This is a genomic window from Thiocapsa sp., from assembly GCF_011390875.1.
Lineage (GTDB): Bacteria > Pseudomonadota > Gammaproteobacteria > Chromatiales > Chromatiaceae > Thiocapsa.
In genome coordinates, this window is sequence record NZ_JAABRP010000062.1 from 1 (window position 1) to 23,692 (window position 23,692).

The following is a 23,692-nucleotide window of genomic DNA, read 5'->3' on the forward strand; positions in this document are numbered from 1 at the left end:
GTGCCAGCTGACAGCCGCGTGCTTTCAGCGCGGTCATTAGATCGAGCGCGCGGTCCAGGTTCTGGATGCCGGCGGTCTCGGTGATCTCGAAGCAGATGCGCTCGGGGGCCATGCCGGATGCATCGATCTGCCCTTCGATGTAGGCCAGCAGGGTTTCGTCGCTCAGGGAGCTACCCGAGAGATTGATCGCGATGCGCGCCCCCGGCGACTCGGTTTGCGACCCGTGATCGTGCAGGGCTCGGGCAATGACCCAGCGGTCGATCTCGTCCATCAGCCCGAAGCGCTCCGCGGCGCCGATGAACCCGGGGGGTAGCGTGGGTTCGCCCTCTCCGTCCTCGGGTACGACGCGCAACAGCGCCTCGTAGTGCTCCGGCGATGTGTCGGGTTCGCCGAGTCTCACAATGGGCTGGTAATAAAGCCTCAAGCGGCCCTGCTCCAGGGTATTGCGCACCCCGGCGGCGTTCAGCATGTCATTGTGGTGGGATGCGGTCTGATCGTTTTCGCTGCGATACAGGTGGTAGCGGTTGCGCCCCGTCTGCTTGGCGATGTAGCAGGCGATGTCGGCCTCCGAGAGGATGGTGGCGGTGTCGGCGGTTTCGGGGTGGATCTCGGCGACGCCCATGCTCAGCCCCGTTCTGTAGCTGCGCCCGCCCCACTGGAAGCGAAGCCCGCGCACCCGCTCGACGATCCGTCGGGCGATCGGTTCGGCGAGCGCCAGTGGGCAGTCGAAGAGCAGGAGTCCCAGTTCGTCTCCGCCGATTCGGGCCAAGCTGTCGTGATCGCGAATCATGGTCGGGATCAACCGGGCGATCTGCTTGAGCAGCTCGTCCCCCGCCGCGTGCCCGGCGGTATCGTTGATCACCTTGAACTGATCCAGGTCCATGTAGCAGAAGGTGTGATGCAGGCTGCCTGCCTTCGACTCGGCCAACGCCGCCTGAAGGCGGCGCTCCAGCTCCGCGCGGTTGAGCAGGCCGGTCAGGAGATCATGGCTGGCGTCGTAGGCAAGCCGGTCCGTGAGGTGTCGCCGCTCGGTGATGTCCTGGATGGTCCCGATCAAGCCGACGGGTGCCCCGTCGGCGTCCAGCTCCAGCTCCCCGCGGCCGAGTACCCAGCGTTCCGCCCCGTCGATGGACCGCACGATCCGGTACTCACGGGAGAAGGGCTGACGCGCTGCCAGGACGGTGTCGTGTAGATAGTGCGCCATCTCCCCGCGCTGCTCGGGGTGGATGAGCGCGAGCCAGCCTTCGGTGTCTCTGGGGTAGTCGTCATCGATCCCGAAGATCCGATCGAGCTGTGTGGAGCTCACCCACCGATCGGCGCGTGGGTCGTAACGGTAGGATCCCAGGCCTGCCACCTCCTGGGATTTGCGCAGGAAATACTCGCTCTCGCGCAGGGCTTGCTCGACGCGCCGCCGCTCGGTCACGTCGACGCCGATGGACTGGAACTCCCTCGGGCGACCCGCGTCATCGAACAGGGCGAAGTCGTGCCACAGATGCCAGCGCGGCTCGCCGTCGAATCCGCGGGTCTCATGCTCGTACTGGTACTCGGGGCTTGCCGGGACCATGTTCGCCAGCTGCTCTAAGACCCGGGCCCGATCCTCGGCGGCGAGGAAATCGATGAAGCGCCGGCCGATCAGGTCTTCGGCGAGGGCGCCGAAAAACCGGGCATAAGCCGTGTTCACGTAGGTGAGGGTCGTATCGGGCAGGAATCCGCAGATCAGGTCCGGCTGATTTTCCACTAAATGCCGGTACCAGGTCGCGGGGAGGTCGGGTCGAAGGTCGGCTCGGGGACCGACATCGCGGTCCGAGCCGGCCGGATGATTCGCGCTCGCGTCCGCCTCCGACTGTGACGAGGAGGTGGGGGGTTGCTTGAGTGGAGCCCCCGCTTCCTGCGGAATGAAGCCCGCAGAAGGCGCGTCGGGTGTCCGGATCGTGGCTTCGGGCGTGCTCGGGTCCCCCGCGTCTTTCGAGCGGTGCTCTTCCGGCGGCTGCGACTCCGCGGTCAACCCCTTCTCGACGCCGTTGCGCATGGTCCCTGCGTCCTCGACCCTGGTGAAAGAGCGGACATTCCCGCAGTCCATTCCCGAGCGACTGGAATACCCGACGCCCTCGCGCCGGTCATGCGTCGGACCAGCCTCGACGGTGCGCCGGCCCGCGGAGCAGACCGGCTATGGTCCGGTGCGTGGGCGGATGACGGAAAGGAAATCCAACGGGCCTTGCGGCGCAATTCGGCGGCCAAGGCGACCTCACTCGGCAAACTAGACAGGTACTAAGTCCCTGTCAAGGCGGCACTCAGGCCGCGTCGGGACCATCGCTTGCGAAGCGCACCTGGACGTCACGAGGGTTCGCACGTTGTGCGGGGCCGACGTCACCGGGATCCGCGCTCCGGCGCGGACATCGTCCGACGCGCACGGCAGAGTGTTCGTCATGATGGTCTTCCTTCTGATCGAAACATGGTTTGTTTCGGCGTATCGCGCTGTTGCGGACCCCGATGTTCCGTCCGGCTTAGTCACCCAGCAGGGCAACGGCCTTGATTTGCGCCCACATTGCCTTGCCGCGGGCGACTCCGAGATGATCCAGCGAGCGGCGGGTGATTCGCGCGATCAGCGGCGTACCGCCGGCATCCAGGCGCACCAGACAATGGCCAGGGGTGTCGGCGTCGGCGATCTCGACGACGGTGGCAGGCAGGAGGTTGGCGATGCTGGTACCGGTGGCGCGCTCGAGGGCGAGGCTGACGTCGCGGGCATGAACACGCAGACGCAGGCGGTGGCCGATCGGCTCCTTCCGTTGAGCGACGACGACGTTGCCGCCGGGGAAATCCAAACGCGATAGGTGATAGTTGTCGTCGTGGGATGCGACCACGGCATCGATGACGACGCCGGCATCCTCGGAAAAGGCCATCGGCAGATCCAACCGCGCCAGGGTCTCCTTGAGCGGGCCGCTCGCGAGCACGCGACCGCCGTCCATCACCACCAGATGATCGGCCAGGCGCGCGACCTCGTCCGGGGCGTGGCTGACGTAGAGCACCGGGATGGCCAGCTCGTCATGCAGCCGCTCCAGGTAGGGCAGGATCTCCTGCTTGCGCGCAATGTCCAGGGCGGCAAGCGGCTCGTCCATCAGCAGCACCCGCGGGCTGACTGCCAGGGCGCGGGCGATCGCGACCCGCTGGCGCTCGCCGCCGGAGAGGCGATCCGGCTTGCGGGTCAACAGGTGAGCGATACCCAAGAGTGCGATCGCTTGGTCGAGGCTCACCCGATCCTCGGCCGCGACCGGCGCCGGTGCTCGTTTCTGCCCGTAGCGCAGGTTGCCCATCACCGTGAGGTGCGGGAAGAGGCTGGCCTCCTGGAAGACATAGCCGAGCGAGCGGTGGTGTGTCGGCACCCAGGTGTTCTCGTCTTGCCAGATCTCGCCGCGGAAGACGAGCCGACCCTTGGGCGCCCGGACCAGGCCGGCGATACAGCGCAGCAGGGTCGTCTTGCCGGAGCCCGAGTGTCCGAAGAGACCGGTGACCCCGCGCCCGGGGAGCTCCAGGTCTACCGTCAGGTTGAAGCCCGGCCAGTCGATGTCGAAGCGTGCGTTGATCGGTTCCATGGTGCTCTCAGGTGTTCTTCGGGTTCGGGCGCCACAGATAGAGCGCGAGTAGGACCAGGAAGGAGAAGATCAGCATCACGGCGGCGAGGCGGTGGGCGTCGCCGTACTCCATCGCCTCGACGTGGTCATAGATCTGGACCGAGGCCACCCGGGTCACGCCGGGGATGTTGCCGCCGATCATCAGCACCACGCCGAACTCGCCCACCGTGTGGGCAAAGGTCAGGATCCCGGCGGTGACGAAGCCGGGTGCCGCCAGCGGCAAGGCGACGGAGAAGAAGGTGTCCAGCGGCGAGGCGCGCAAGGTGGCCGCCACCTCCAACGGCCGGTCGCCGATCGCCTCGAAGGCGTTCTGTACCGGTTGCACCATGAAGGGTAGGGAATAGAAGACCGAGGCGACCACCAGACCCCAGAAGGTGAAGGGCAGTACGCCGATGCCCAGCGCCTGGGTCAACTGGCCCACCGGCCCGTTCGGCCCCATTGCTACCAGCAGATAGAAGCCCAGGACAGACGGCGGCAACACCAAGGGTAAGGCGACCACGGCCCCGACCGGTCCTTTGAGACGCGATCGGGTGCGTGCCAGCCACCAGGCAATGGGCGTACCCACAACGAATAGGATCAAGGTGACCACACCCGCGAGGCGCAGGGTGAGCCAGATTGATTGCAGGTCGGTTTCACTTAAAAACATTGCGCGATCCGATCAATGATGATGACCGCCTCCAAGGTGCGGAGGCGAAACAGTCCGACCCGCACCGGGAGGTGGAGCTCGGCTCCGCCCAAGCACCGATCAAGCCGATCAAGCCGCCCGGGGTGCCGATCAGGGACCCTGCAAAGAACCCCTGACCGGCGCGCGTGTGATCAGATCTCATAGCCGAACGACTTGATGATGGCTTGCGCCTCGTCCCCCTTGAGGTACTCCATCAGTGCGTCGACCGCTGGCTTGTCCTTCCCCGGCGACAGGACGACCGCGTCCTGGCGGATCGGCTTGTGCAGCGTGCCCGGAATCATCCAGGCGGAGCCGCCCGTGATCTTGCCCTTCTCCATGATCTGGGACAGGGCGACAAACCCCAAATCCGCATTGCCGGTGCTGACGAACTGGAAGGTTTGGGCGATGTTCTCGCCGGTCACGAACTTTGGTTGCACCTGCTCGAGCAACCCCAGCCCGGTCATGACCTCGATCGCTGCGGCACCGTAGGGCGCGGTCTTCGGGTTTGCGATGGCCACCTTGTTGAAGTCGCCCGACTTCAGCACGGTGCCGTCGCTGTCGACAAACTCGGGCTTCGACGACCAGAGCACCAGTGAGCCGACGGCATAGGTGAACTGGGTTCCCGAGACTGCGGCCCCCTCGTCGACCAGCTTGGTCGGCGTGGTGTCGTCAGCGGCTATGAACACCTCGAAGGGTGCACCGTTCTTGATCTGCGCGTAAAACTTGCCTGTCGAACCATAGGCGGCCTTGACCACATGGCCGGTCTCCTTCTCGAAGGCAGCGGTGATCTCCTTCATCGGAGCGGTGAAGTTGGCGGCCACTGCGACCTGGATGTCGTCGGCTTGCGCGGGAGCGCAGGCGGCGGCCAGCAGCACGATGGGGAGCATGGATCGAGTCGTCTTCATCAGGTGTCTCCGGATTCTTAGAGTGCATGTCCTGCGTCATATCCGCTTGGATATAACGCAGGACGCGTTCAATATGAGCTTCGGCGTCTGGTCAGTCGCTGACGGCCAGGATGACGTGAGGTGCCTTCACGAGCGCGCAGGCACGCCCTCCCTCGGTGATTCCGAGATCCTTGGCGCTTTCCATCGTGATAATGGCGGTCAGGCGGGCGCCGCCGTCGAGGGCGAGGACCACCTCGGTATTGACGGCCCCGTCGGTCACGCGTTCGACCGTTCCGCAGAGTCGGTTTCGCGCCGAGGTCTTGAGCCCGCCGTCCTCGGTCGCCAGGATGACGAACGACGCCTTGATCAAGGCATAGGCTTCGGAGCCCGGCGCGAGCCCGAGCGACCGGACGCTCTCGTTGGTGACAATGGCGACCAGCGGTGTACCGCCGACGTCGAGCGTCACCTCGGCATTCACTGCGCCCGGTTTAACAACCGAGACGACCCCGCGCAGGTTGTTTCTGGCACTGACCTTCATATTCAAAGCTCCGATTAGGGTGTGAAAGCGATCGAAATCGCGGATGCCCTCGCGCAACCTCGCGAGGAATTTTCTGTGCTCCTGTTCAGCCGCCTCGAAGACGGCAATCAAACGCCGGCCTTCTTCCGTAAGCTCTGTTCCCCCTCCATGGCGCCCGCCGGTGCGCCGCTGGACCAGCGGTTGCGGAGAGAGGTTGTTCATCGCATCCACAGCGTCCCAAGCGTGCTTGTAGGACATGCCCATGGCCTTGGCCGCTTGGGAGATCGATCCGGTTGCACCGATTCGGCGCAGCAGCTCGATGCGACCGCGACCGACGAAGCCCTGATCATTGCGGTCGAGCCAGAGTGATGCGGCGGTGTCGATGCGGTCTTCCGGGGCGTCGGTCATGGTGGGTGTCGCAGGGTCCGGTGATGGCGTTATGTTCAGAAGGATATAACGCATAATAGACTAAGCATAAAGCGTGCCTCGATGGGAGGTTGTCGTGGCCGCCGCCGGCCGGGCTAGGGTGGATCGCAAAGCGCTTTTCCGGCGAGGTCGGCCTTAGCGAGGCATCCGCGCGTCGATGCTCAGCGCGCATATGGCGGCGTCTTCCTCGCCTAGAGGTTCAATGCGACGGTAAACCAGCCAGCGTCCGTCGTGCAGGCGCCACGCGCTCAAGGACTCGCTGTAGGCGACGGCGATATAGAACTCCTCGTCGTCGTCCGAACGGACATCAAGCCGCCGGTAGTCATAGGCTTGGAAGCAGGGGATGTCGTTCCCGTCATGGCCGACAACCCTCCGAGCGGCGATCTCATGATCTCGGAACACCCGGAACGAGCGGGGCGGTACGACGAGATCAAGCCAAACCGGGCACAAATCGTCGCGCCAAGACGGCCGGCACTCCCACGCCGACCCGCCTCCGTGGGGTACGGGTCGATGTCCATAGATGCACGGCGCGTTCGTCATGGTGGTGGCTCCTGCCAATCGATGGATCGACATTCGAAACCGAGGTCCTCAACGCGGATTTCGCGTCTGCGGTCTGTCGTTGTTGCGACAATTGAACCGTCGTGCGCGGAAACCCTACATTGGACGCGGTAATGCGTCCGGAAAAACGCGGACAGGAGGCGGGGCGATCCGCCGCTCCGACACGCGGGCCAGGATATCCGGGAGATTGCACCGCCCGCGGCCCACCTTGCCTACTCGATCAGCCCAAGATCCGCTCGTAGCTGCGCCGCAGCAGATCAAGCTCGACCGGCGCAAGGGTTCTGGCCTGGGTCAGGTCGATGAAACTGCTGCCGTGTGCCTGCGCCGTTTCGAACGGAGGATCGATACTGGTAAATCGCGCGAGAAAGACCTGCGTGCGCTCGTCCCCGGCGACGACCTCGCAACGAAACCCCGGCTCCATTTCGAAACTGCCGCTCGGCAGACCGAGGCGCACCTCGGCGTCGCGCAGGACCCGTGCGGGGTGGGTCACGACCTTCGGCGAGGTAGCGCCGCTCTCCTCGACGACAGACTCGTCCGGCAGGGCTGCGAAGCCGCAGACGCCGCCGTAGGGCAGTCTCAAAAAGCGGGTTCGGGCGCTGGTGGACTGCTTGTGATACATAATCAGACGCGGAGCCATCACGGGTCCCCTTTCGTGTTGAGCCCGGCGACGCGCCGGTGTTGGGTCGTGCAACAGGTCATGCTGCCCTAGCAAACACCGCGCCGCATTGTCTCGGCGCCGGTACTCCTCGAAGGTAGAGCGCTTGCGTCCGCTCGGCAGACGGATGATGGGGGTGGCGGTCTCGGTCTTGTCATAATTCCTTCATCACGCTTGGCGCCCGTGTCACGCATACTCCCTCCGCACGCTTTCCACCCCAGTCGCTCCAGTCCAGTCGCTGATCTGATCTTGTAGGATCGTGTTCTTCGCTCCCCGCCCTTTGACGTCTTCGACCGCGGCCGCCAATGACGGTCAAGCGCGGTCATGGGCAATCGCCGCCATTGTTCTCTTGGTCCTGGTCACCGGTTTTCGGTTGATCGGTTTGGACCATCTGCCGGTGTGGCACGACGAGGTCTTCACGCTGGTCCGGGTCTTCGGCCACCCCGCGGAACTTTGGGAGACGCTGTTCAGCGGCCGGCTGCTGACACCCGACGAGATTCTGGTATTTCAGTGGCCGAACCCTGCGAAGAGCTGGGGAGACACCCTGCAGGCGCTGGCCGAGCATCCCGAGCACGCACCGCTCTATTATCTGCTGGGCCGTGTGACCGCCATGCTGCCGCTCGATCCGGTGACGGCGCTGCGCGGGACTTCCGCCGTGTTCGGTTGTCTGCTGCCGATCGGCGCATTTTGGTTGATGCGGGAGCTTTTCGGGCGTGGGCCGGTGCCTTGGGTCGCGGCCGCCTTTGTTGCGATCTCGCCGCTGCACTTCCTCTACGCTCAGGAGGCCCGTCAGTACGCTCTGTGGACACTCTTGGTCCTGACCTCCAGCGCGGCTTTGCAGCATGCATTGGATCGCAACCGGCCGCGCGATTGGTGGCTCTACGGGCTGATGACGACACTCGGTCTCTACAGTCATCTGCTGTTCGCGCTCATGCTCCCCGTCCATGCGGCCTACCTGTGGCTCGGCGCCGCGCCGTCGTCCGATCTGCGCCGGCGCGTGCAAGAGCTTCCGATCCGGTCATGGCTCTTGGCCGTCGGTGTGGCCTCGGTCCTGTTCCTGCCCTGGATCCTCGTTCTGTTCGCTGGCTTCGGGGCCACGGTCGGTCATACCGAGTGGATGGACCGAGCGGTGGGTGCGCAACGTAACCTGCTCGCATGGGCCGGCCACATCGTTCGCGCCTTTCTGGACGTGAGTCCGAATCCGCAACCGCCACCCGTGTCGTTGTGGTTGCTTGTTCCGGCGGCGGCGGGTTTGTTCTTCTATCTGGTACGCGCTCCGCGTCCCCGCCTCTGGCTGCTCGTGCTGATCGCTCTGGCCTATCTCGGAGTCGTGCTCGGCCCGGATCTGCTGTTTGGCGGAAGCCGTTCGCTGCACGTACGCTACGGCTTGCCGGCAGTGCTCGCCGTGCAGTTGATGTTGGCCTGGGTCCTCGGCACGGCGCTCGCCCGCCGCGGTACGTCTCGTATCGTCGCCGCGGTTGTCCTGGCGGTCGTGATGGTCCTCGGTGGGTACTCCCAGTGGCGAATCCTGAGCGCCGAGACCTGGTGGAACAAGCACTTCAGCGCTTGGAATCCCGAGGTGGCGCGGACGGTGAACGCACTCGAGCGACCGCTGGTTGTGGTCAGTCCGAGCGGTGTCGCGGCGGGTGAGCTGGTCTCGCTGGCGTATCGGCTCGGAGACCATGTCCGGATTCTGGGATACGGCTCCCATGACGAACCGCCGACGCGTCGCGACGACTTCGGCGGTCTGGTTCTACTGCTGCCGAGCGAGGAGCTGAGGGCATCCGTCGGGCCCGATACCATGCTGGAGCCGATCGCGGGGACATGGCAATGGTTTCTGGTGCGCCCGTCCGGTAAGCGCTGACGGACGCCGATGAGAATCCGGCTTGCGGCGACAAGACCGCCGAGGATTTGGTCAAGGAGGAGGCGCCGACCCTCGCACTCCTTTAGATCGAACGCCGGGCAAGGGGCGACCGAAGTCGCCCCTCGAAGCGATGCATCGTCGGGATGCCGATACCCGGACAGCGCCTAAGCCAGATCGAAGCGGTCGGCGTTCATCACCTTGGTCCATGCGGCCACGAAGTCTTGCACGAACTTCCTCTGGTTGTCGTCTTGCGCATAGACCTCGGTATAGGCGCGGAGGATCGCGTTGGATCCGAAGACGAGATCCACTCGGGTCGCCGTCCACTTGACCTCACCCGTCCTGCGGTCGCGGATTTCATACAGGTTATTGCCTGCCGGCTTCCAGGTGAATGCCATATCCGTCAGATTCACGAAGAAGTCGTTCGTCAGGGCACCCTCCCGATCGGTGAAGACGCCGTGCTTGGTGCCGCCGTGATTGGTGCCCAGCACCCGCATGCCGCCGACGAGCGCCGTCATCTCATGGGCGGTCAGGCCCATCAGCTGCGTCCGGTCGAGCATCAGCTCCTCGGCGCTGACCACGTAGTCCTTCTTGAGCCAGTTGCGATACCCGTCATGGATCGGCTCAAGGGGCTCGAATGCCTCGACATCCGTCATCTCGTCGGTGGCATCGCCACGACCGGGGGCAAAGGGAACACTGATGTCGACACCGGCTGCCTTGGCCGCCTGCTCGATCCCGACATTGCCGGCCAGGACGATGACATCGGCCAGGCTGGCGCCGGTCTCGGCCGCGATGCCCCTGAGCACGTCCAGAACCTTGCTTAGACGCGCGGGCTCGTTGCCCTCCCAGTCCTTTTGCGGGGCCAAGCGGATGCGCGCACCATTGGCGCCGCCGCGCATGTCCGAGCCACGGAAGGTCCGCGCGCTGTCCCAGGCGGTGGCAACCATGTCGCCGACGCTCAGACCCGCGGCTGCAATCTTGGCCTTCACGGCGTCGACGTCGTAATCAGTGCGGCCTGCGGGCACCGGATCCTGCCAGATGAGGTCTTCCTGCGGAACATCGGGGCCGATGTAGCGCGTCTTCGGACCCAAGTCGCGATGGGTCAGCTTAAACCAGGCACGTGCAAACGCTTCCGACAAAGCGTCTGGATCCTTGTGAAACCGCTCTGAGATCTCCCGATAGGCCGGGTCCATCTTCATGGCCATATCGGCATCGGTCATGATCGGGTTGTAGCGGATCGAGGGATCTTCGACATCGACGGGCTTGTCTTCCTCCTTGATGTCCTTGGGCTCCCACTGCCAGGCGCCGGCCGGGCTCTTTTTGAGCTCCCACTCATGGTCGAGCAGCATGGCGAAGTAGCCGTTGTCCCACCGGGTGGGATGGGTCGTCCAGGCGCCTTCCAGGCCGCTGGAGACGGTGTCGCGGCCAATCCCGCGGCTGGTGTGGTTGTTCCACCCGAGTCCCTGCTCCTCCACATCGGCCGCTTCGGGTGTCGGCCCCAACAAACCCGCGTCGCCATTGCCGTGGCACTTGCCCACGGTATGGCCACCGGCGGTCAGGGCGACGGTTTCCTCGTCGTTCATGGCCATACGCGCGAAGGTGACGCGCACGTCGTGCGCCGTCCGCAGCGGGTCGGGTTTGCCGTCAACGCCCTCGGGATTGACATAGATCAGTCCCATCATCACGGCGGCCAGGGGGTTTTCCAGCTCCCGATCGCCCGAATAACGGCTGTCTGGGTTATCGCTGGGGGCCAGCCATTCCTTCTCCGAGCCCCAGTAGGTGTCCTTCTCCGGATGCCAAATGTCCTCGCGGCCAAAGGCAAAACCGTAGGTCTTCAGCCCCATCGATTCATAGGCCACATTACCGGCGAGCACGATCAGATCGGCCCAGCTGATCTTGTTGCCGTATTTCTTCTTGATGGGCCAAAGAAGACGCCGTGCCTTGTCCAGGTTCACGTTGTCGGGCCAGCTGTTGATCGGAGCAAAGCGTTGATTGCCGGTGCCGGCACCGCCGCGGCCGTCCGCAATCCGGTAAGTGCCCGCGGCGTGCCAGGCCATCCGGATCATCAGACCGCCATAATGGCCCCAGTCCGCGGGCCACCAGTCCTGGCTGTCGGTCATCAGTGCCTGCAGGTCTTTCTTGAGCGCCGCGACGTCGAGTGTCTTGACCGCTTCACGATAGTTGAAGTCCTGCCCCATCGGATTCGTCTTGGTGTCGTGCTGATGGAGGATGTCGAGGTTGAGCGCTTTCGGCCACCAGTCCATGACAGATGTTCCGGCGGAGGTATTGCCGCCGTGCATCACGGGGCATTTGCCGGAAGTCGTCGTAAGGTCTGTATCCATATCAATCTCGCCTCGTCTCTTCGTTGAATGAAGTGCTCATGCACCGAGCGCTGCTCGGCTGGAGCCGATCCTGCGGCGGAATCTCGAGCCCGAATGTCGCCGACCCGGTCATCTCCGCAAGGTCGTGAATTGGGCTCATCGAGCCCGGCGTGGTGTCTAGTCCTTAGAATAGACTCGGGCTGGGTAGGGGCATAATCGTTTAGTCGTATCCCATGGATTGTCTGGGCCGATCGAGTTAGGTAATACGATAGTAAAACGCTTACGCTCGGGGGCGAGGTAAGGTCCATTTGGTGGGTGGCTGATGACCTGGCGAAGCTCCTCGCGTGCCGTTCTGCAAGGTGATGGCTGGTTTACTCGAAGCGGGTGCCGTCTGTCTTGTTCGGCTTGCTTTCTAAAACAGCGTTCGGCCGGGCTGATTCGCCCCGTTCCGGCTTGCGTCTCAGAGGGTCAAGCTCGATTGCGGTGGTGTGTTGCGAGCAAGTGCGCCATTGAGCCCGACAGAAAAAAAGGGCTAGGCTTTTGGCCTAACCCCTTGTCTTTTATTGGTACCGAGGGCCGGACTCGAACCGGCATGGGATCGCTCCCGTCAGATTTTGAGTCTGATGCGTCTACCAATTTCGCCACCCCGGCAACGCAGCTGTGCAGTATACCCGCTGTACGTAATCATGGGTACCCCGTCCGCGAAGGGCGTGGATGTCGTCGGTCGGGCCTGACCGCGCCGGTATCGAGCGGTGCGAGCCCCTCGGCGCGGATCAGCGTTCGTCGAAACCGGCGAGCCGATACAGCCGATTGGCCTCGTCGAGATCCTTCTCCACGCCGTGGCCTTGCTCGTACATCATGGCGAGTGTGGTCAGGGAGCCGACGAGACCTTGCTCGGCGGCCTTCTTGAACCAATGCACGGCCTTTTCCGGATTCTTGTCGGTGCATTCGCCTTCCATGTACATGAAGGCGAGCCCGTGTTGGGCGAGGGCGAGGCCGGCCTCGGCCGCGCGCTTCATGGATGTGTAGGCGAGCAGCGGGTTCGGCAGCATGCCGAGACCGTTCTGGGCCATGATGGCGATGCGATACTGGGCGTCCGGGATGCCCTGCTCGGCGAGCGGGGAGAGGAGGCCAGCGGCGCGCGAGAATTGTTTGTATTCGAAGGCGGTGATGCCGCTCGACAGGGCCATGTCAAGGTCGCTGATCTCTTCGGTCATGGAGGATTCCTCGTCGTGATGGTGTCGGTGGATGCGGCCGCGTCTGCGCGCTGGCGTGCCTCGCTCAGGTGGAGTGCATCGGCAGGCCGACGAAGTCGAGCCAGCGTTGCAGCAGCGCGTCGTCTGACGCCGCAGCGGCGAGTCTTGGGGACAGGCTGAGGTCGGTAGCCTCCGTGGCGCCCCGATCGGCGTAGAGCCGTGACGCGGCGCCGGCCTCGGAGGCGATCAGGTGCCCCGCGGCATAGTCCCAGAGTTTCTGGCCGCCGTGCAGATAGAGCTGGTAGCGGCCCGCGGCCAACCAGCACCAGTCCAGTGCGACCGACCCCAGGTTCCTCTGGGAGCGAAAGCCGCCGGGCCGGAAGAGCGCGGGAATGCGCTCGGGAGGCAGACGTTTCATGTCGATCATCGCCAGGCAGTCGCCGAGATTCGGGCCGGGGGCGAAGGGGCGGATGGGCGCGCCGTTGAGCGTCGCACCGCCGCCGCGCACCGCGGAGAAGCACTCGCCGCGCACCGGGTCAAGGATAACGCCCAACGTCGCCTGTCCATGCTCGATGAAGGCCAGGGAGATCGAAAAGCCGGGGAAGCCGCTGGCGTAGTTGCCGGTGCCGTCAAGCGGATCCAGGATCCAGACGCCGGTGTCGGCCTCGGCGAGGAGGCGGCGTTGATCCTCCGGGGTCATCTCCTCGCCCAACAGAGGGGTGCTCGGGAACTCCCGTGCAATCGCCTCGACGATCCGTGCCTGGGTCGCGAAATCAGCCTCGGTGACCAGGCTGCCGTCGGCCTTGCGCTCGGCGAGAATGCTGTGAAAGCGAGGCATGATCTCGGTGGCTGCGGCTTCGCGCAGGATCTCGCCGATCAGATTCGGGTCGGGTGTCATCTTGGATCTCTGGTTGGCTCGGTGTTCATGCGCGCGTCCGAGGGCGATTGCCCGTGGCTCCCCTTGGTGGCACAGGTGAGGCGATCGCGGGAAAGATGCAACCGCGGGTGATTCAGCGCAGCGGCGAGTACGCCGTGCTCGGCGGAGGTCACGAGGGCACGCCGACCCGATGCGCCGGCCTGAGGATCGAGGTCGAGCACACTTAAACCGCGCCCAGCGCGGTATGCGATGTTTTTGGATTGGATCGGCCCCGGCCGATTTGACGAGCGCTGGAGCCGGCGCGGTTTAAGTTATTAAAAAATATATTATTTAAACCGCATCCCCGCCAAAGGCTGTGCATGCACCAAACTTCGAACTCACTCGAAAATTCAGCATCTCGCTCTGGACGCGGTTTAGCACACCGCTTCGGAGGTCGAATCGACCGAATTGCGTTAATCTTGGCCACTTGTAAACGATCCGGAATCCTTGACCAGGAGTGCGTCGATGCCATTACAACCCGTCATCCTTTCCGGCGGCTCGGGAACGCGGCTATGGCCGCTCTCGCGCGAGGCCTACCCGAAGCAGTTTTTGGCGCTCACCAGCGAGCACACCATGCTGCAGGAGACGGTGCGCCGACTCGACGGGCTCGACGAGGAGCATCCGCGCCAAGCCGTCGGTCAGATTGACGCCATCGTGGTCTGCAACGAGTCCCACCGCTTCCTCGTCGCCGAGCAGTTCCGCGTGATGGGGCGGCGCCCGGCCGAGATTATCCTCGAGCCCAAGGGCCGCAATACCGCACCGGCGCTGACCTTGGCGGCCCTGTCGGCGATCCGAGGCGGAAGCGATCCGGTTCTGCTGGTGATGCCGGCCGACCATACCATCCGCAACGAGGTCGGATTCCGAGCGGCCGTGGCCGATGCATGCGTGATCGCGCGCGAAGGCGCCGTTGTCACCTTCGGGATCGTTCCGAGCAAGCCCGAGACGGGTTACGGCTATATCCGGCAGGGTCGGGGCTATGAGGTCGAGGGGCTATCCGGGAGCGCCTACCTGCTCAACGGATTTGTCGAGAAGCCGGATGTCGAGACGGCCGAGGACTACCTGGAGTCCGGCCAGTATCTGTGGAATAGCGGCATCTTCGTTCTGCGAGCGTCGCTCTGGCTGGGGTTGATCGAGCGGTTTCGTCCGGATATCGCGCAAGCCGTGGCGAGCGCCTTTGAAGCGGCCACCCACGACGGGGACTTTCTTCGTCTGGATGCCGAACACTTCGGCGCCTGTCCGGGCGACTCGATCGACTATGCCGTGATGGAGCCCCTGGCCCGCGACACCGGGGGTGCCAATCCGCCCGCGGTCGTGGTGCCCCTGGATGTCGGCTGGTCCGACGTCGGCGCCTGGTCGGCACTCTGGGAGGTCCGCGATCAGGATGCGGCAGGCAATGTGCTCGACGGCGATGCCTTCGTCCACGACGCCCGCAACAATCTGCTGATCGCCCATCACCGCATGGTCGCCGCCGTCGGGGTCGAGGACCTGATCGTGGTCGAGACCCCGGATGCCGTCCTGGTGGTGTCCAAGGAGCATGCGCAGGACGTCAAGGCGGTGACCCAGTTCCTGCAGCACGAGCAGCGCAACGAGTATCGCCACCACCAGCGTGTTCATCGTCCCTGGGGGTCCTACGAGGCGATCGGGCAGGGGCCGCGCTATCAGGTGAAGCGATTGATCGTGAAGCCCGGCGAATCTCTGTCGCTGCAGATGCACCATCATCGCGCCGAGCATTGGATCGTCGTCTCCGGGACCGCGCGGGTGACCTGCGAAGACAAGTCGTTTTTGCTCACCGAGAATCAGTCGACCTACATTCCCGTCGGCTCTTCGCATCGCTTGGAGAATCCGGGCTCGATTATGCTGGAGCTGATCGAGGTCCAGTCCGGCGGCTATCTGGGCGAGGACGATATCGTGCGCTTCGAGGACCGCTACAACCGCGGGGCGAAGGAGACGCACTGATCGTTTGCACAGCGGACGCCTCGCGATCGGCGAGCCGTCCGGCCCTCGTGCTCCCCATGCAGCGGAGTCAGGTGCCTTGAAAACCGGGGCGAGGGCGCCCCGGCTCCTGTAGAATCGCGGGTTTTTCCGAGCGGACCTTCACAGCCATGGGATTTAAATGCGGGATCGTCGGCCTGCCCAACGTCGGCAAGTCGACCCTCTTCAATGCCCTGACCAAGGCGACGATCGCGGCGGAGAATTACCCCTTCTGCACGATCGATCCGAACGTCGGCGTGGTACCTCTGCCGGATCCGCGCCTCGATGTCCTTGCCGACGTGGTGAAGCCGCAGCGGGTGCTTCCGACGACCATGCAGTTCGTGGACATCGCCGGTCTGGTTGCCGGTGCGTCCAAGGGCGAGGGGCTCGGCAACAAGTTCCTCGCCAACATCCGCGAGACCGATGCCATCGCCCATGTGGTGCGTTGTTTCGAGAACGACGACGTTGTGCATGTCGCCGGACGCGTGGATCCGCTGGACGACATCGAGGTCATCAACACCGAGCTGGCCCTCGCTGACTTGGAGTCGGTGAGCAAGGCCCTCGATCGCGCGGAGCGCATGGTCAAGACCGGCGACAAGAAGATCCTGGCGCGCAAGGCCCTGCTCGAGCAGATCCGCGACCAGCTCGACGCGGGCAAGCCGGTCCGTGCGATGGGCTTGGATGCGGAGGCGCTGCGCGAGGTCCGCGATCTCTTCCTGCTCACGGCCAAGCCAACCCTCTACATCGCCAACGTCGCCGAAGACGGCTTCGTCGACAACCCGATCCTGGATAAGGTCGTCGCACTCGCCGCCGAGGAAGGTGCCGAGGTCGTTCCCGTCTGCGCCGCCATCGAGGCCGAGATCTTCGATCTGGAGGATCAGGAGCGTGACGAGTTCCTGGCCGAGCTGGGTCTAAGCGAGCCGGGTCTGAACCGCGTCGTGCGGGCCGGTTACCGCCTGTTGGGCCTCGAGACCTATTTCACGGCCGGCCCGAAAGAGGTCCGTGCCTGGACCATCCCGGCCGGCGTGCGCGCCCCGCAAGCCGCCGCCGTCATCCACACCGATTTCGAGCGTGGCTTCATCCGTGCCGAGGTCATCGCCTACGACGATTTCGTCGCCTGCAAGGGCGAGCAGGGTGCCAAGGAGGCCGGCAAGCTGCGCTCGGAGGGCAAGGAGTACATCGTCAAAGACGGCGACGTGGTTCATTTCAGATTCAACGTTTAGCCGCGACATGCAGGGCATGGCCATCCGCTCTCGCGGTCGCTCGGGCGGAGGGTCATCGCGCCGATGCGGTCACGGACGCGGCCGACGATGGCCGTAGGATGGGTAGAGCGAAGCGAAACCCATCTTCCCCGCGCCGACGGCATGAATCTGCGGCCCATCCGCGTGAATCGCGTCCGACGACTCTCCGGTGCTGCCTATCGGATTTCCGGAGGTTGACTGCACCGAGCCCGGAACGTATGATTCCGCGTCTTGTTTGGCTACGTAGCTCAGTTGGTTAGAGCATCGCACTCATAATGCGAGGGTCCCCTGTTCGAGTCAGGGCGTAGCCACCATTTCCCCCGCCCCGACTCCCATCGGCGTCGCAGATCCCGAGGTTCGCCTTGAGGGTCTTCCGTTCTTACTAGACCTGCGGCATCCAGGGCTTATGATCTCGGCGGCTCACCGAAGCCTCGCAATCGATCACCTCTGGAAGAGCAAGCCCGTTGCGATCTCCCACTCGTTGCTCCGGCCGATGCGAGCGACAACCTTGACCTTCCGCAAATCTACTCAACGCAGCACAAACCAGCCGATCGCCCCGCACGCCAGAATGAGGATGGCGGGGTTGATCCGCTTCCAAAACAGCAGCAGGACGATCGCCAGACCGAAGCCCAGGGTCACGCCGTTGAACCAGAGCGGTCGATCCAGGTTGAAGCTGGCTGTCTTGCCCACGGCATAGACGCCCGCCAGCATCAGGCCGATGGTGATGGGCGCCAACCCGCGCTGGACGGCGTCGCGCCAGGGGTTGTCGCGATAGCTGTCCCAGATGTGGCTGACCACGTAGGTGAGCATGCAGGCGGGGAAGTAGAAGGCGAAGAGCACCAGGAAGAACCCGGCGGCACCGGCGGCGTGATAGCCGATGATCCCGACCATACTCATGTTGGGTCCGGGCGCGAGCTGACCCAGGCTGTAGATAGACGCGAACTGGGTGGAGGTCACCCAGTGATGGACGGCCACGGCCTCGTGCTCCATCTCGGGAAGCACGGCGGTGCCCCCGCCGACCGCCATCAGCGAGAGCATGGCGAAGACGTTCAGCAATTCGACGAGCTCTTTTAGGGTGTCGGACATGATGTCAGGGCTCCGGGTCGGAGGAGGGCGCCGGGGTCTTCTTCTTTAAAGACTCCGGGCGATTGAGCCAGATCGCGATCGGCGCCAACAAGAACAGCGTCGCGGCGAGCGAGACATGAAAGACGCCGACCATGAGAAAGGTCGGGATAATGAACATCAGGTCCTTGGGCCTGAGAAAACTGCGCCCGCCGATCTTGAGCGTGACCTGCAGCAGCAGTCCGACGGCTGCAGCCGCGACACCGGCCAAGGCCGCCGCGACATCCGGGTTGTTGTGGAACCGGACATAGAGAAGCCCGAGGACGATCAGGATCGCCACGCCCGGCAAGATGAGTCCGAGGGCTGCCGCAGCGGCCCCCCGCGGTCCCCGCAGCTTGCGCCCGACGATGACCGCGACGTTGGTGGAGTTGAGTCCGGGCAGGGTCTGGCCGATCTCGAGCGCACCGAGAAACTCGTCGCCCGTGAGCCATTTCTCCCGATCGACGACCACGTCGCGCAGGTAGGCGACCAGCCCGCCGCCGAAGCTGGACACCCCGATCATGGCGAAGGCGGTAAAGATCTTGCCGATCGAGGGCGGCGCGTCGGCCGCGCTCGGTTCATTCGCGATTGGTCGAGGCATGGTTCCCGAGTCCGTAGACAATGCCGGTTTTGGTGGTCCCAAGGGTCACCCATTCGTAGGCGTCCATTTGGAGTGTTTTGTAGAACTCGACGGCCCGATCGATGCTCTCGCGTTTTAGATCCTCCCGGCGATCGAATTTGTATTGGAAGGCGAACTCCCCGCAGAGCGGGCGCTCATGCTGACGATTGCGCCAGACCGCGATGGTTGTCTTCGCATTGATGCCGTGCCCGAACTGAAGCTCTCCGACATTCACCTGCACCTCCTCGACCGCGAGGTCCTTGACCAGAGCGATTCTCTCGTCGGATTTGGCCCCTGCTTGAAGCAATGCGGGGAAGGCGCGCGTGAGATCCTCGACGGCCATGTCGATCTGCTCGCGCGGTGTGGCCAGCACACAGTTGTGCGAATAGATCGAGCGAAAACCGCCGAGTCCCTCGCGCAAGGGAAGCAGCTCCTGCTTGAATTTGATGCGGACCCGTGCACCCGGCGTGGCCGGGCGGACGTCGACGGCGGCGGCGGTCTCGAAATCCGGGTGCCTGAACTTGACCGTGAGCTCGGGCATACCGTCCGGCCAACCGTCCTTATAAAAGCTGCGCAGCCTCACGATGAAATGGTTGTTGTAGAGGTCGAACCCCGGTGTATCGAAGAAGAGCACCTCGCGCACGTGATTGTCGAATGCGCCCTCGGCCTCCCTGACCTTTACGCCGCATTTCTTGGCCGAACGACACACGATCGACCAGAACTCCTTGAAGCCTTTTGCGGTGATGAAGTGGTGGGGTTGCAGGATGATCTTGCACTCGTAGTAGTGCACGTCCGAGTAGGGTGTATTGAGCACTTCGACCGCGGTTTCGTTCATCGTGACACCATGGCTAAGCGAGGGGAGGTCGGGTACGGTCGGCGCTGCGCCGGGCGCGGTGGGAAGCATACAACCGGGCGAGCCTCGAACCGAGGTGCCGTGTCGCGCGACCCGACCACGCGAGGCCTTGAGGCCGATGTCGTCGGGGCCAGCATAACGGAGCCGCCGACCCCGGACTCCGCCGTTTATTCCAGGATGACCCGTGCGTTCAACGGCTGGACCGGCCGGTTGTTCGCGTGACCCATGACCCGTGCGAATTTCACGAGCTGACCGTGCGAGGCGCTCACCGGATGCTTCATGACCAGCCAGGTCACGCCCTCGGTGCAGGGTGGTGTGGTCAGCGAGCCGTCGAAGCGGTAGTAGGCACGGTCAGCGGGCAGGAGCGCCTCGGCCGATGCCTTGCTTCCAAGGTGCGCCGTGCGGCCGTGCGCCTGCGGCATGGCCGCCCAAGGCGTGGCGAGCGCCAGATTCTCGGGGCCTTCCTCGAACATGACCGCGATGACCGCGAGGTGGCCCTCGGCGTCGGCATGCACCAGGTGCGCCTCCATCGGGAAGGCTTTGCCGTCGATGTGGTTTTCGCTGGGGGTGTGGAAATGGAACTGCTTCAGGCTGTACTCGCGCCCGTCCAGCGTGATGGTGCTGCCCGCATCATAGTCGACCTGGATGGTGTGCCCGTTGTTCACCTCGTCATGCCCGCCCGGCTTGTAGTGGAAGCCGATACGCGGCAGATCGGCCTCGACCCGGCTCGTGATGTCGATCGGCGTTTGAGCCTTGCCCGTCTTGCAGACGGTGAAATGCGGGTCGATCTCGCCCCAGTGTTCCGGACCCTCGGCGCCCGAGTAGCCCCAGTGTGTCCCTTCGCCTGCACAGACTAGTCCGGTGCCGATGAGCCCGGTGCCGAGGATCATGGTTAAGGTCGCGATCGCCGTGCGCGTCATGGTATGTCTCGTCATGGATAGAGTGAATCGGGCGCCGGTCGGGTCGCTGATGGCCGGCGTGGTTGGCGTCGGCGTTGAACGACTCGACGATGCTGCAAAGCATAACGGTGTTGCTGCTCGAAAAGCGATGCTCGGCTGAGGCTTGGAGTCGTGTGCGGCCGTGCTCGCGGCCCCTCGTGCCGACGCGTCTTGATCTAAGTCAAGGAGACCCCGTTAGGCCCTCGCCAGACTACCCGCCCCTTTGATCGGCACCGCGGAACGACTCCGGTTGTGTCGGCGCGACGAGGGCACCTTGATCCCGATTCGATTTAGAGGCACCCATGCACTGCAACCAATGCGAACAGACCTACCGTAAGACCGCCTGCGTCACCTCACCCGGGATGTGCGGCAAGGACGCCGATGTCCAGTCCCTACAAGAGATGTTGCTCTACGGTCTGAAGGGGATGGCCGCTTATGCCCATCATGCGCGGCGTTTGGGCAAGTCCGACGAGACCGTGTCCGCCTTCATCGAGGAGGCGCTGTTCGCGACCATGACCAACGTCAACTTCGATGTGAAGAGCCTGCTGGAATTCTGTCTTGAATGCGGGCGGTTGAACCTGCGCGTCATGCAGATGCTCGACGAAGGTCACGTCGAGGCCTTCGGCAAGCCGGCGCCGACCAAGGTGAAGGAGGGCACGCAGGCGGGCCGCGGGATCCTCGTCACGGGCCACGATCTGGCGGACCTGCGGGATCTGCTCGAGCAGGTCGAAGGGACCGAGATCAGGGTCTACACGCACGGCGAAATGCTGCCCGCGCACATGTATCCCTTCTTTCAAGCTCATCCAAACCTGGTCGGTCATTACGGGGGTGCTTGGCAGAATCAGAAGCGAGAGTTTGCGGCCTTCCCCGGTCCGGTGGTGGCGACAACCAACTGTGTTTTGATTCCTCCCCAGAGCTATAAGGGCCGCCTGTACACGACCCGCGGCACGGCTGTGCCCGGCGGTCAGTGCATCCGCGACGGCGATTACAGCGCGGTGCTCGCCGAGGCGCTGCGTTGCGAGCCCTGCGAGGAGCAGATCACTGGGGAGTCGACCGTCGGGTTTCACCGCACGGTGCTGCTCGATCACGCTCAGACGATCGTCGATGCCGTCAAGGCCGGACAGATCAGCCGCTTCTTCGTGATCGGCGGATGCGACGGGGCGGATCCGGGCCGCAATTATTTCAGCGACTACGCGCAGGCCACGCCCGATGATTCATTCATCCTGACGTTGGGCTGCGGCAAGTATCGGATCCGCGATCACGAGTACGGCGAGCATCTGGGTTTCCCGCGCCTCATGGACATGGGTCAGTGCAACGACGCCTACGGCGCCATCGCGGTGGCGTCCGCCTTGGCGGAGGCCTTCGAGTGCAGTGTCAACGAGCTGCCGCTGACCTTGGTCATCAGTTGGTTCGAGCAGAAGGCCGTCGCTGTTTTGCTGACGCTGCTCAGCCTCGGGGTCAAGGGCATCACCCTGGGTCCGAACGCGCCGGCCTTCGTCTCGCCGAACGTCTTCGCGATTCTTCAGGAGCGCTTTGACCTGCGCCTGAGCGGGAACGATGCCGAAGGGGATCTGCGCCTCGCGATGACCGCTTAAGCTGCGCTCGGGGTGATCGACGGCGTTCGAGGTGGCGCGTGCTCGGAGGAAGCGGCCGCGTCGGCCTCGGCGCGGTTTGAATCGAGGTGAAGGCGCGTCGGCGGTATCCGACCCCTTTCGGGTGCCGCGTCTCGCGCGTTCGGGCGGCATCGCCCGCCTATTTGCTCATGGGGTCGGTGAAGGCCCGCCGATGGTTTATCCTGTCTTGATTGCGGTGCTCGCACTCGTCAAGGGAGGGTAGGAACATGGATCTCGGGCGGCGATCTCGGCGCTTTTTCAAGGTCCCTTCGTTGAATACGCTGCGGCTGCGTCCTTACGGCGACAGCCTCGTCACGCCGGCCGTTGCGGTCTGGCTCGGTTTCGCTTGGGTCATCATTTTCCTGATGGCCAGTATCGAAGGCATCGTCTGGGGTTTTGTCGGTGCCTCGATCGTTCCGCAGGCGGCGGCCTGGCTCCGACCGGTCGCCGGCCTCTTCATGTTCGTGCTCATGTTCGCGATCATCTGGATCGTCGACGCCTCACTGGTCATGTCCGAGCGTCCGAGTCGTGCCCGGGGTGCCCTCGGGGGTGTTCTTCGGGACCCTCGACTCGACGAGCGGGGTGCCGGTGCACGCTGGTTCTTCGGGCTGCTGGTCCGGGTGCTGATCGTGGCGGTCTCGCTCTATGTGACCGCACCTTTTCTGGCCAAGCTGATTCGCGCCGACGACATCGAAAGCTACCACCAGCGCTTGGTCGAGCAGTATTACGCCGAGCGCGATTCGGCCTTTCAGGCCCAGGTCGCCGTGCGTGCCCAAGAGGTCGAGGCACGCTACGGGGGGCTGATCGCTCCGCTGGAGGAGGACGTCGAGCGCCTGAGCCGTTCGCTCGATGCCGAGCGGCTACGCCGCGATCAGATCGCGGCCGAGTACACCCCGGAGATCACGGTGCTGCGCACCGAGCTCGCCGCTGCGCAGGAGCGCCTCGGCGACGAGATCCACGGACGCGGCGACCGGCCGGAAGGCTATGGTCCGGAAGCTCGCAAATGGGACACGCGGGTGAATGCTCTCGTCGCCGCGCTGGCCGAAAAGCAGGACGAGATCGATCGGCGTATCGCCGAGATTGCTCAGACGATCGCGGATCAAGAAGCGCGTCTGAGAGCGCGCACGGATGAGCTCCAACGCATCCGTCTGGAGCAGCAGGAGCGCATGGACCGCATTCGTGCCGAGGTGGCCGCCGCGCAGCCCGAGGAGCTGCCGCCGCGTTTGACCTTTGCCGCGCGCTCCAAGGCATTGCAGGCGCTGCGCGAGAGCCCGGATGAGGCGGGTGTGCCTCACTTCGAGACGGTCGAGGGCTTTGCACAGGCGGCGTTGGCGATCCTCTTCTTCTCGCTGATTGCGTTGAAGTTGTTCGAGCCGGCGGCGGTGCGGGCCTATTTCAGCGAAGCCTTGCAGTATCAGTACCGCAAGTATCTCGACGGTGCACTGTCGGGGATCCCCGGCTTCGCCTGTCCGGAGGATCACGCGCAGCGCCTGAGTCCGGTCGAGTTCGCGCGCCTTTGGCGAGGCTACGAGCTCGATCCGGCCGGTCATTTTGCTGAGCAGGAGACGCGCCTGGCGGCTGCCGAGCCGATGCGGATGCGCCTGGCGGAAGAGTCGGTCGCCGAGACACTCGTCGAGCGTCGGCGTGAGAACCTTGATCAGGAGCTGGATCTGGCCCGCCGCCGCCGCGAGATCGAGGTGGCGGCCTACGAGAGCGAGCAGCGTCTGCG

The 23,692-nt window shown here is 64.2% G+C and carries 19 protein-coding genes and 2 tRNA genes; 6 read left to right on the plus strand and 15 right to left on the minus strand.

The window, feature by feature from the left end; translation table 11 throughout:
- The 7 genes from GPT33_RS06915 to GPT33_RS06945 all read right to left on the minus strand — a co-directional run.
- The coding region (locus GPT33_RS06915; protein WP_296806743.1) for a diguanylate cyclase at positions 1-2,029 on the minus strand (2,029 nt) is incomplete at its 3' end.
- Between the two features lie 475 nt (positions 2,030-2,504).
- Complete coding sequence (gene modC / locus GPT33_RS06920; protein ID WP_296806745.1) at positions 2,505-3,590, minus strand: molybdenum ABC transporter ATP-binding protein; 1,086 nt, start codon at positions 3,588-3,590, stop codon at positions 2,505-2,507.
- 7 nt (positions 3,591-3,597) lie between these two features.
- Positions 3,598-4,275, minus strand: a complete 678-nt coding sequence (gene modB, locus GPT33_RS06925; RefSeq protein WP_296806747.1) for a molybdate ABC transporter permease subunit — start codon at positions 4,273-4,275, stop codon at positions 3,598-3,600.
- Positions 4,276-4,445: 170 nt separating this feature from the next.
- Positions 4,446-5,198: a molybdate ABC transporter substrate-binding protein gene (modA, locus tag GPT33_RS06930; protein ID WP_296806749.1), complete on the minus strand. Its 753-nt coding sequence runs from the start codon at positions 5,196-5,198 to the stop codon at positions 4,446-4,448.
- Positions 5,199-5,289: 91 nt separating this feature from the next.
- Positions 5,290-6,102: a TOBE domain-containing protein gene (locus GPT33_RS06935; protein WP_296806751.1), complete on the minus strand. Its 813-nt coding sequence runs from the start codon at positions 6,100-6,102 to the stop codon at positions 5,290-5,292.
- 153 nt (positions 6,103-6,255) lie between these two features.
- Positions 6,256-6,660 carry a hypothetical protein gene (locus tag GPT33_RS06940; RefSeq protein WP_296806753.1) on the minus strand — a complete coding sequence of 135 codons (405 nt, stop codon included), beginning with the start codon at positions 6,658-6,660 and terminating at the stop codon, positions 6,256-6,258.
- A 238-nt stretch (positions 6,661-6,898) separates the two neighbouring features.
- Complete coding sequence (locus GPT33_RS06945) at positions 6,899-7,315, minus strand: hypothetical protein (RefSeq protein WP_296806755.1); 417 nt, start codon at positions 7,313-7,315, stop codon at positions 6,899-6,901.
- A gap of 298 nt (positions 7,316-7,613) precedes the next feature.
- Between GPT33_RS06945 and GPT33_RS06950 the strand changes: the two genes are divergently transcribed.
- Positions 7,614-9,197, plus strand: a complete 1,584-nt coding sequence (locus GPT33_RS06950; protein ID WP_296806758.1) for a glycosyltransferase family 39 protein — start codon at positions 7,614-7,616, stop codon at positions 9,195-9,197.
- A gap of 164 nt (positions 9,198-9,361) precedes the next feature.
- Here GPT33_RS06950 and katG read toward each other — a convergent pair whose 3' ends face one another.
- From katG to GPT33_RS06970, 4 genes are all read right to left on the minus strand, one after another.
- Positions 9,362-11,536, minus strand: a complete 2,175-nt coding sequence (katG, locus tag GPT33_RS06955; protein ID WP_296806760.1) for a catalase/peroxidase HPI — start codon at positions 11,534-11,536, stop codon at positions 9,362-9,364.
- Between the two features lie 543 nt (positions 11,537-12,079).
- Positions 12,080-12,166 (minus strand) — tRNA-Leu (locus GPT33_RS06960).
- Positions 12,167-12,288: 122 nt separating this feature from the next.
- Positions 12,289-12,732 (minus strand): tetratricopeptide repeat protein, encoded by a 444-nt coding sequence (locus GPT33_RS06965; RefSeq protein ID WP_296806762.1) that lies wholly within the window; start codon positions 12,730-12,732, stop codon positions 12,289-12,291.
- Positions 12,733-12,796: 64 nt separating this feature from the next.
- The gene (locus GPT33_RS06970) at positions 12,797-13,609 is read right to left on the minus strand and encodes an inositol monophosphatase family protein (protein ID WP_296806765.1); all 813 of its coding nucleotides are present in this window, start codon (positions 13,607-13,609) and stop codon (positions 12,797-12,799) included.
- A gap of 483 nt (positions 13,610-14,092) precedes the next feature.
- Here GPT33_RS06970 and GPT33_RS06975 point away from each other — a divergent pair, with 483 nt between their 5' ends.
- The 3 genes from GPT33_RS06975 (at position 14,093) to GPT33_RS06985 (ending at position 17,153) form a co-directional block, all read left to right on the plus strand.
- Complete coding sequence (locus GPT33_RS06975) at positions 14,093-15,583, plus strand: mannose-1-phosphate guanylyltransferase/mannose-6-phosphate isomerase (protein WP_296806767.1); 1,491 nt, start codon at positions 14,093-14,095, stop codon at positions 15,581-15,583.
- Between the two features lie 146 nt (positions 15,584-15,729).
- On the plus strand, positions 15,730-16,821 hold the full coding sequence (gene ychF / locus GPT33_RS06980) for a redox-regulated ATPase YchF (RefSeq protein ID WP_296806769.1): 1,092 nt from the start codon (positions 15,730-15,732) through the stop codon (positions 16,819-16,821).
- Between the two features lie 255 nt (positions 16,822-17,076).
- Positions 17,077-17,153, plus strand: a tRNA-Met gene (locus GPT33_RS06985).
- A 214-nt stretch (positions 17,154-17,367) separates the two neighbouring features.
- On the opposite strand, the gene GPT33_RS06990 is transcribed toward GPT33_RS06985, so the two are convergent.
- From GPT33_RS06990 to GPT33_RS07005, 4 genes are all read right to left on the minus strand, one after another.
- Positions 17,368-17,925, minus strand: a complete 558-nt coding sequence (locus GPT33_RS06990; protein ID WP_296806771.1) for a chromate transporter — start codon at positions 17,923-17,925, stop codon at positions 17,368-17,370.
- Positions 17,926-17,929: 4 nt separating this feature from the next.
- The gene (locus GPT33_RS06995; protein WP_296806773.1) at positions 17,930-18,541 is read right to left on the minus strand and encodes a chromate transporter; all 612 of its coding nucleotides are present in this window, start codon (positions 18,539-18,541) and stop codon (positions 17,930-17,932) included.
- On the minus strand, positions 18,519-19,394 hold the full coding sequence (locus GPT33_RS07000) for a hypothetical protein (RefSeq protein WP_296806775.1): 876 nt from the start codon (positions 19,392-19,394) through the stop codon (positions 18,519-18,521). Before GPT33_RS07000 ends, GPT33_RS06995 begins: the two co-directional genes overlap by 23 nt.
- Positions 19,395-19,579: 185 nt before the next feature.
- On the minus strand, positions 19,580-20,347 hold the full coding sequence (locus GPT33_RS07005; RefSeq protein ID WP_296806777.1) for a carbonic anhydrase family protein: 768 nt from the start codon (positions 20,345-20,347) through the stop codon (positions 19,580-19,582).
- A 305-nt stretch (positions 20,348-20,652) separates the two neighbouring features.
- Between GPT33_RS07005 and hcp the strand changes: the two genes are divergently transcribed.
- Entirely contained in the window at positions 20,653-21,945 is a 1,293-nt protein-coding gene (gene hcp, locus GPT33_RS07010) for a hydroxylamine reductase (protein WP_296806779.1), read from the plus strand.
- A 245-nt stretch (positions 21,946-22,190) separates the two neighbouring features.
- Positions 22,191-23,692: DUF4407 domain-containing protein (locus tag GPT33_RS07015; RefSeq protein ID WP_296806780.1), on the plus strand; the 1,502-nt coding region annotated here is incomplete at its 3' end.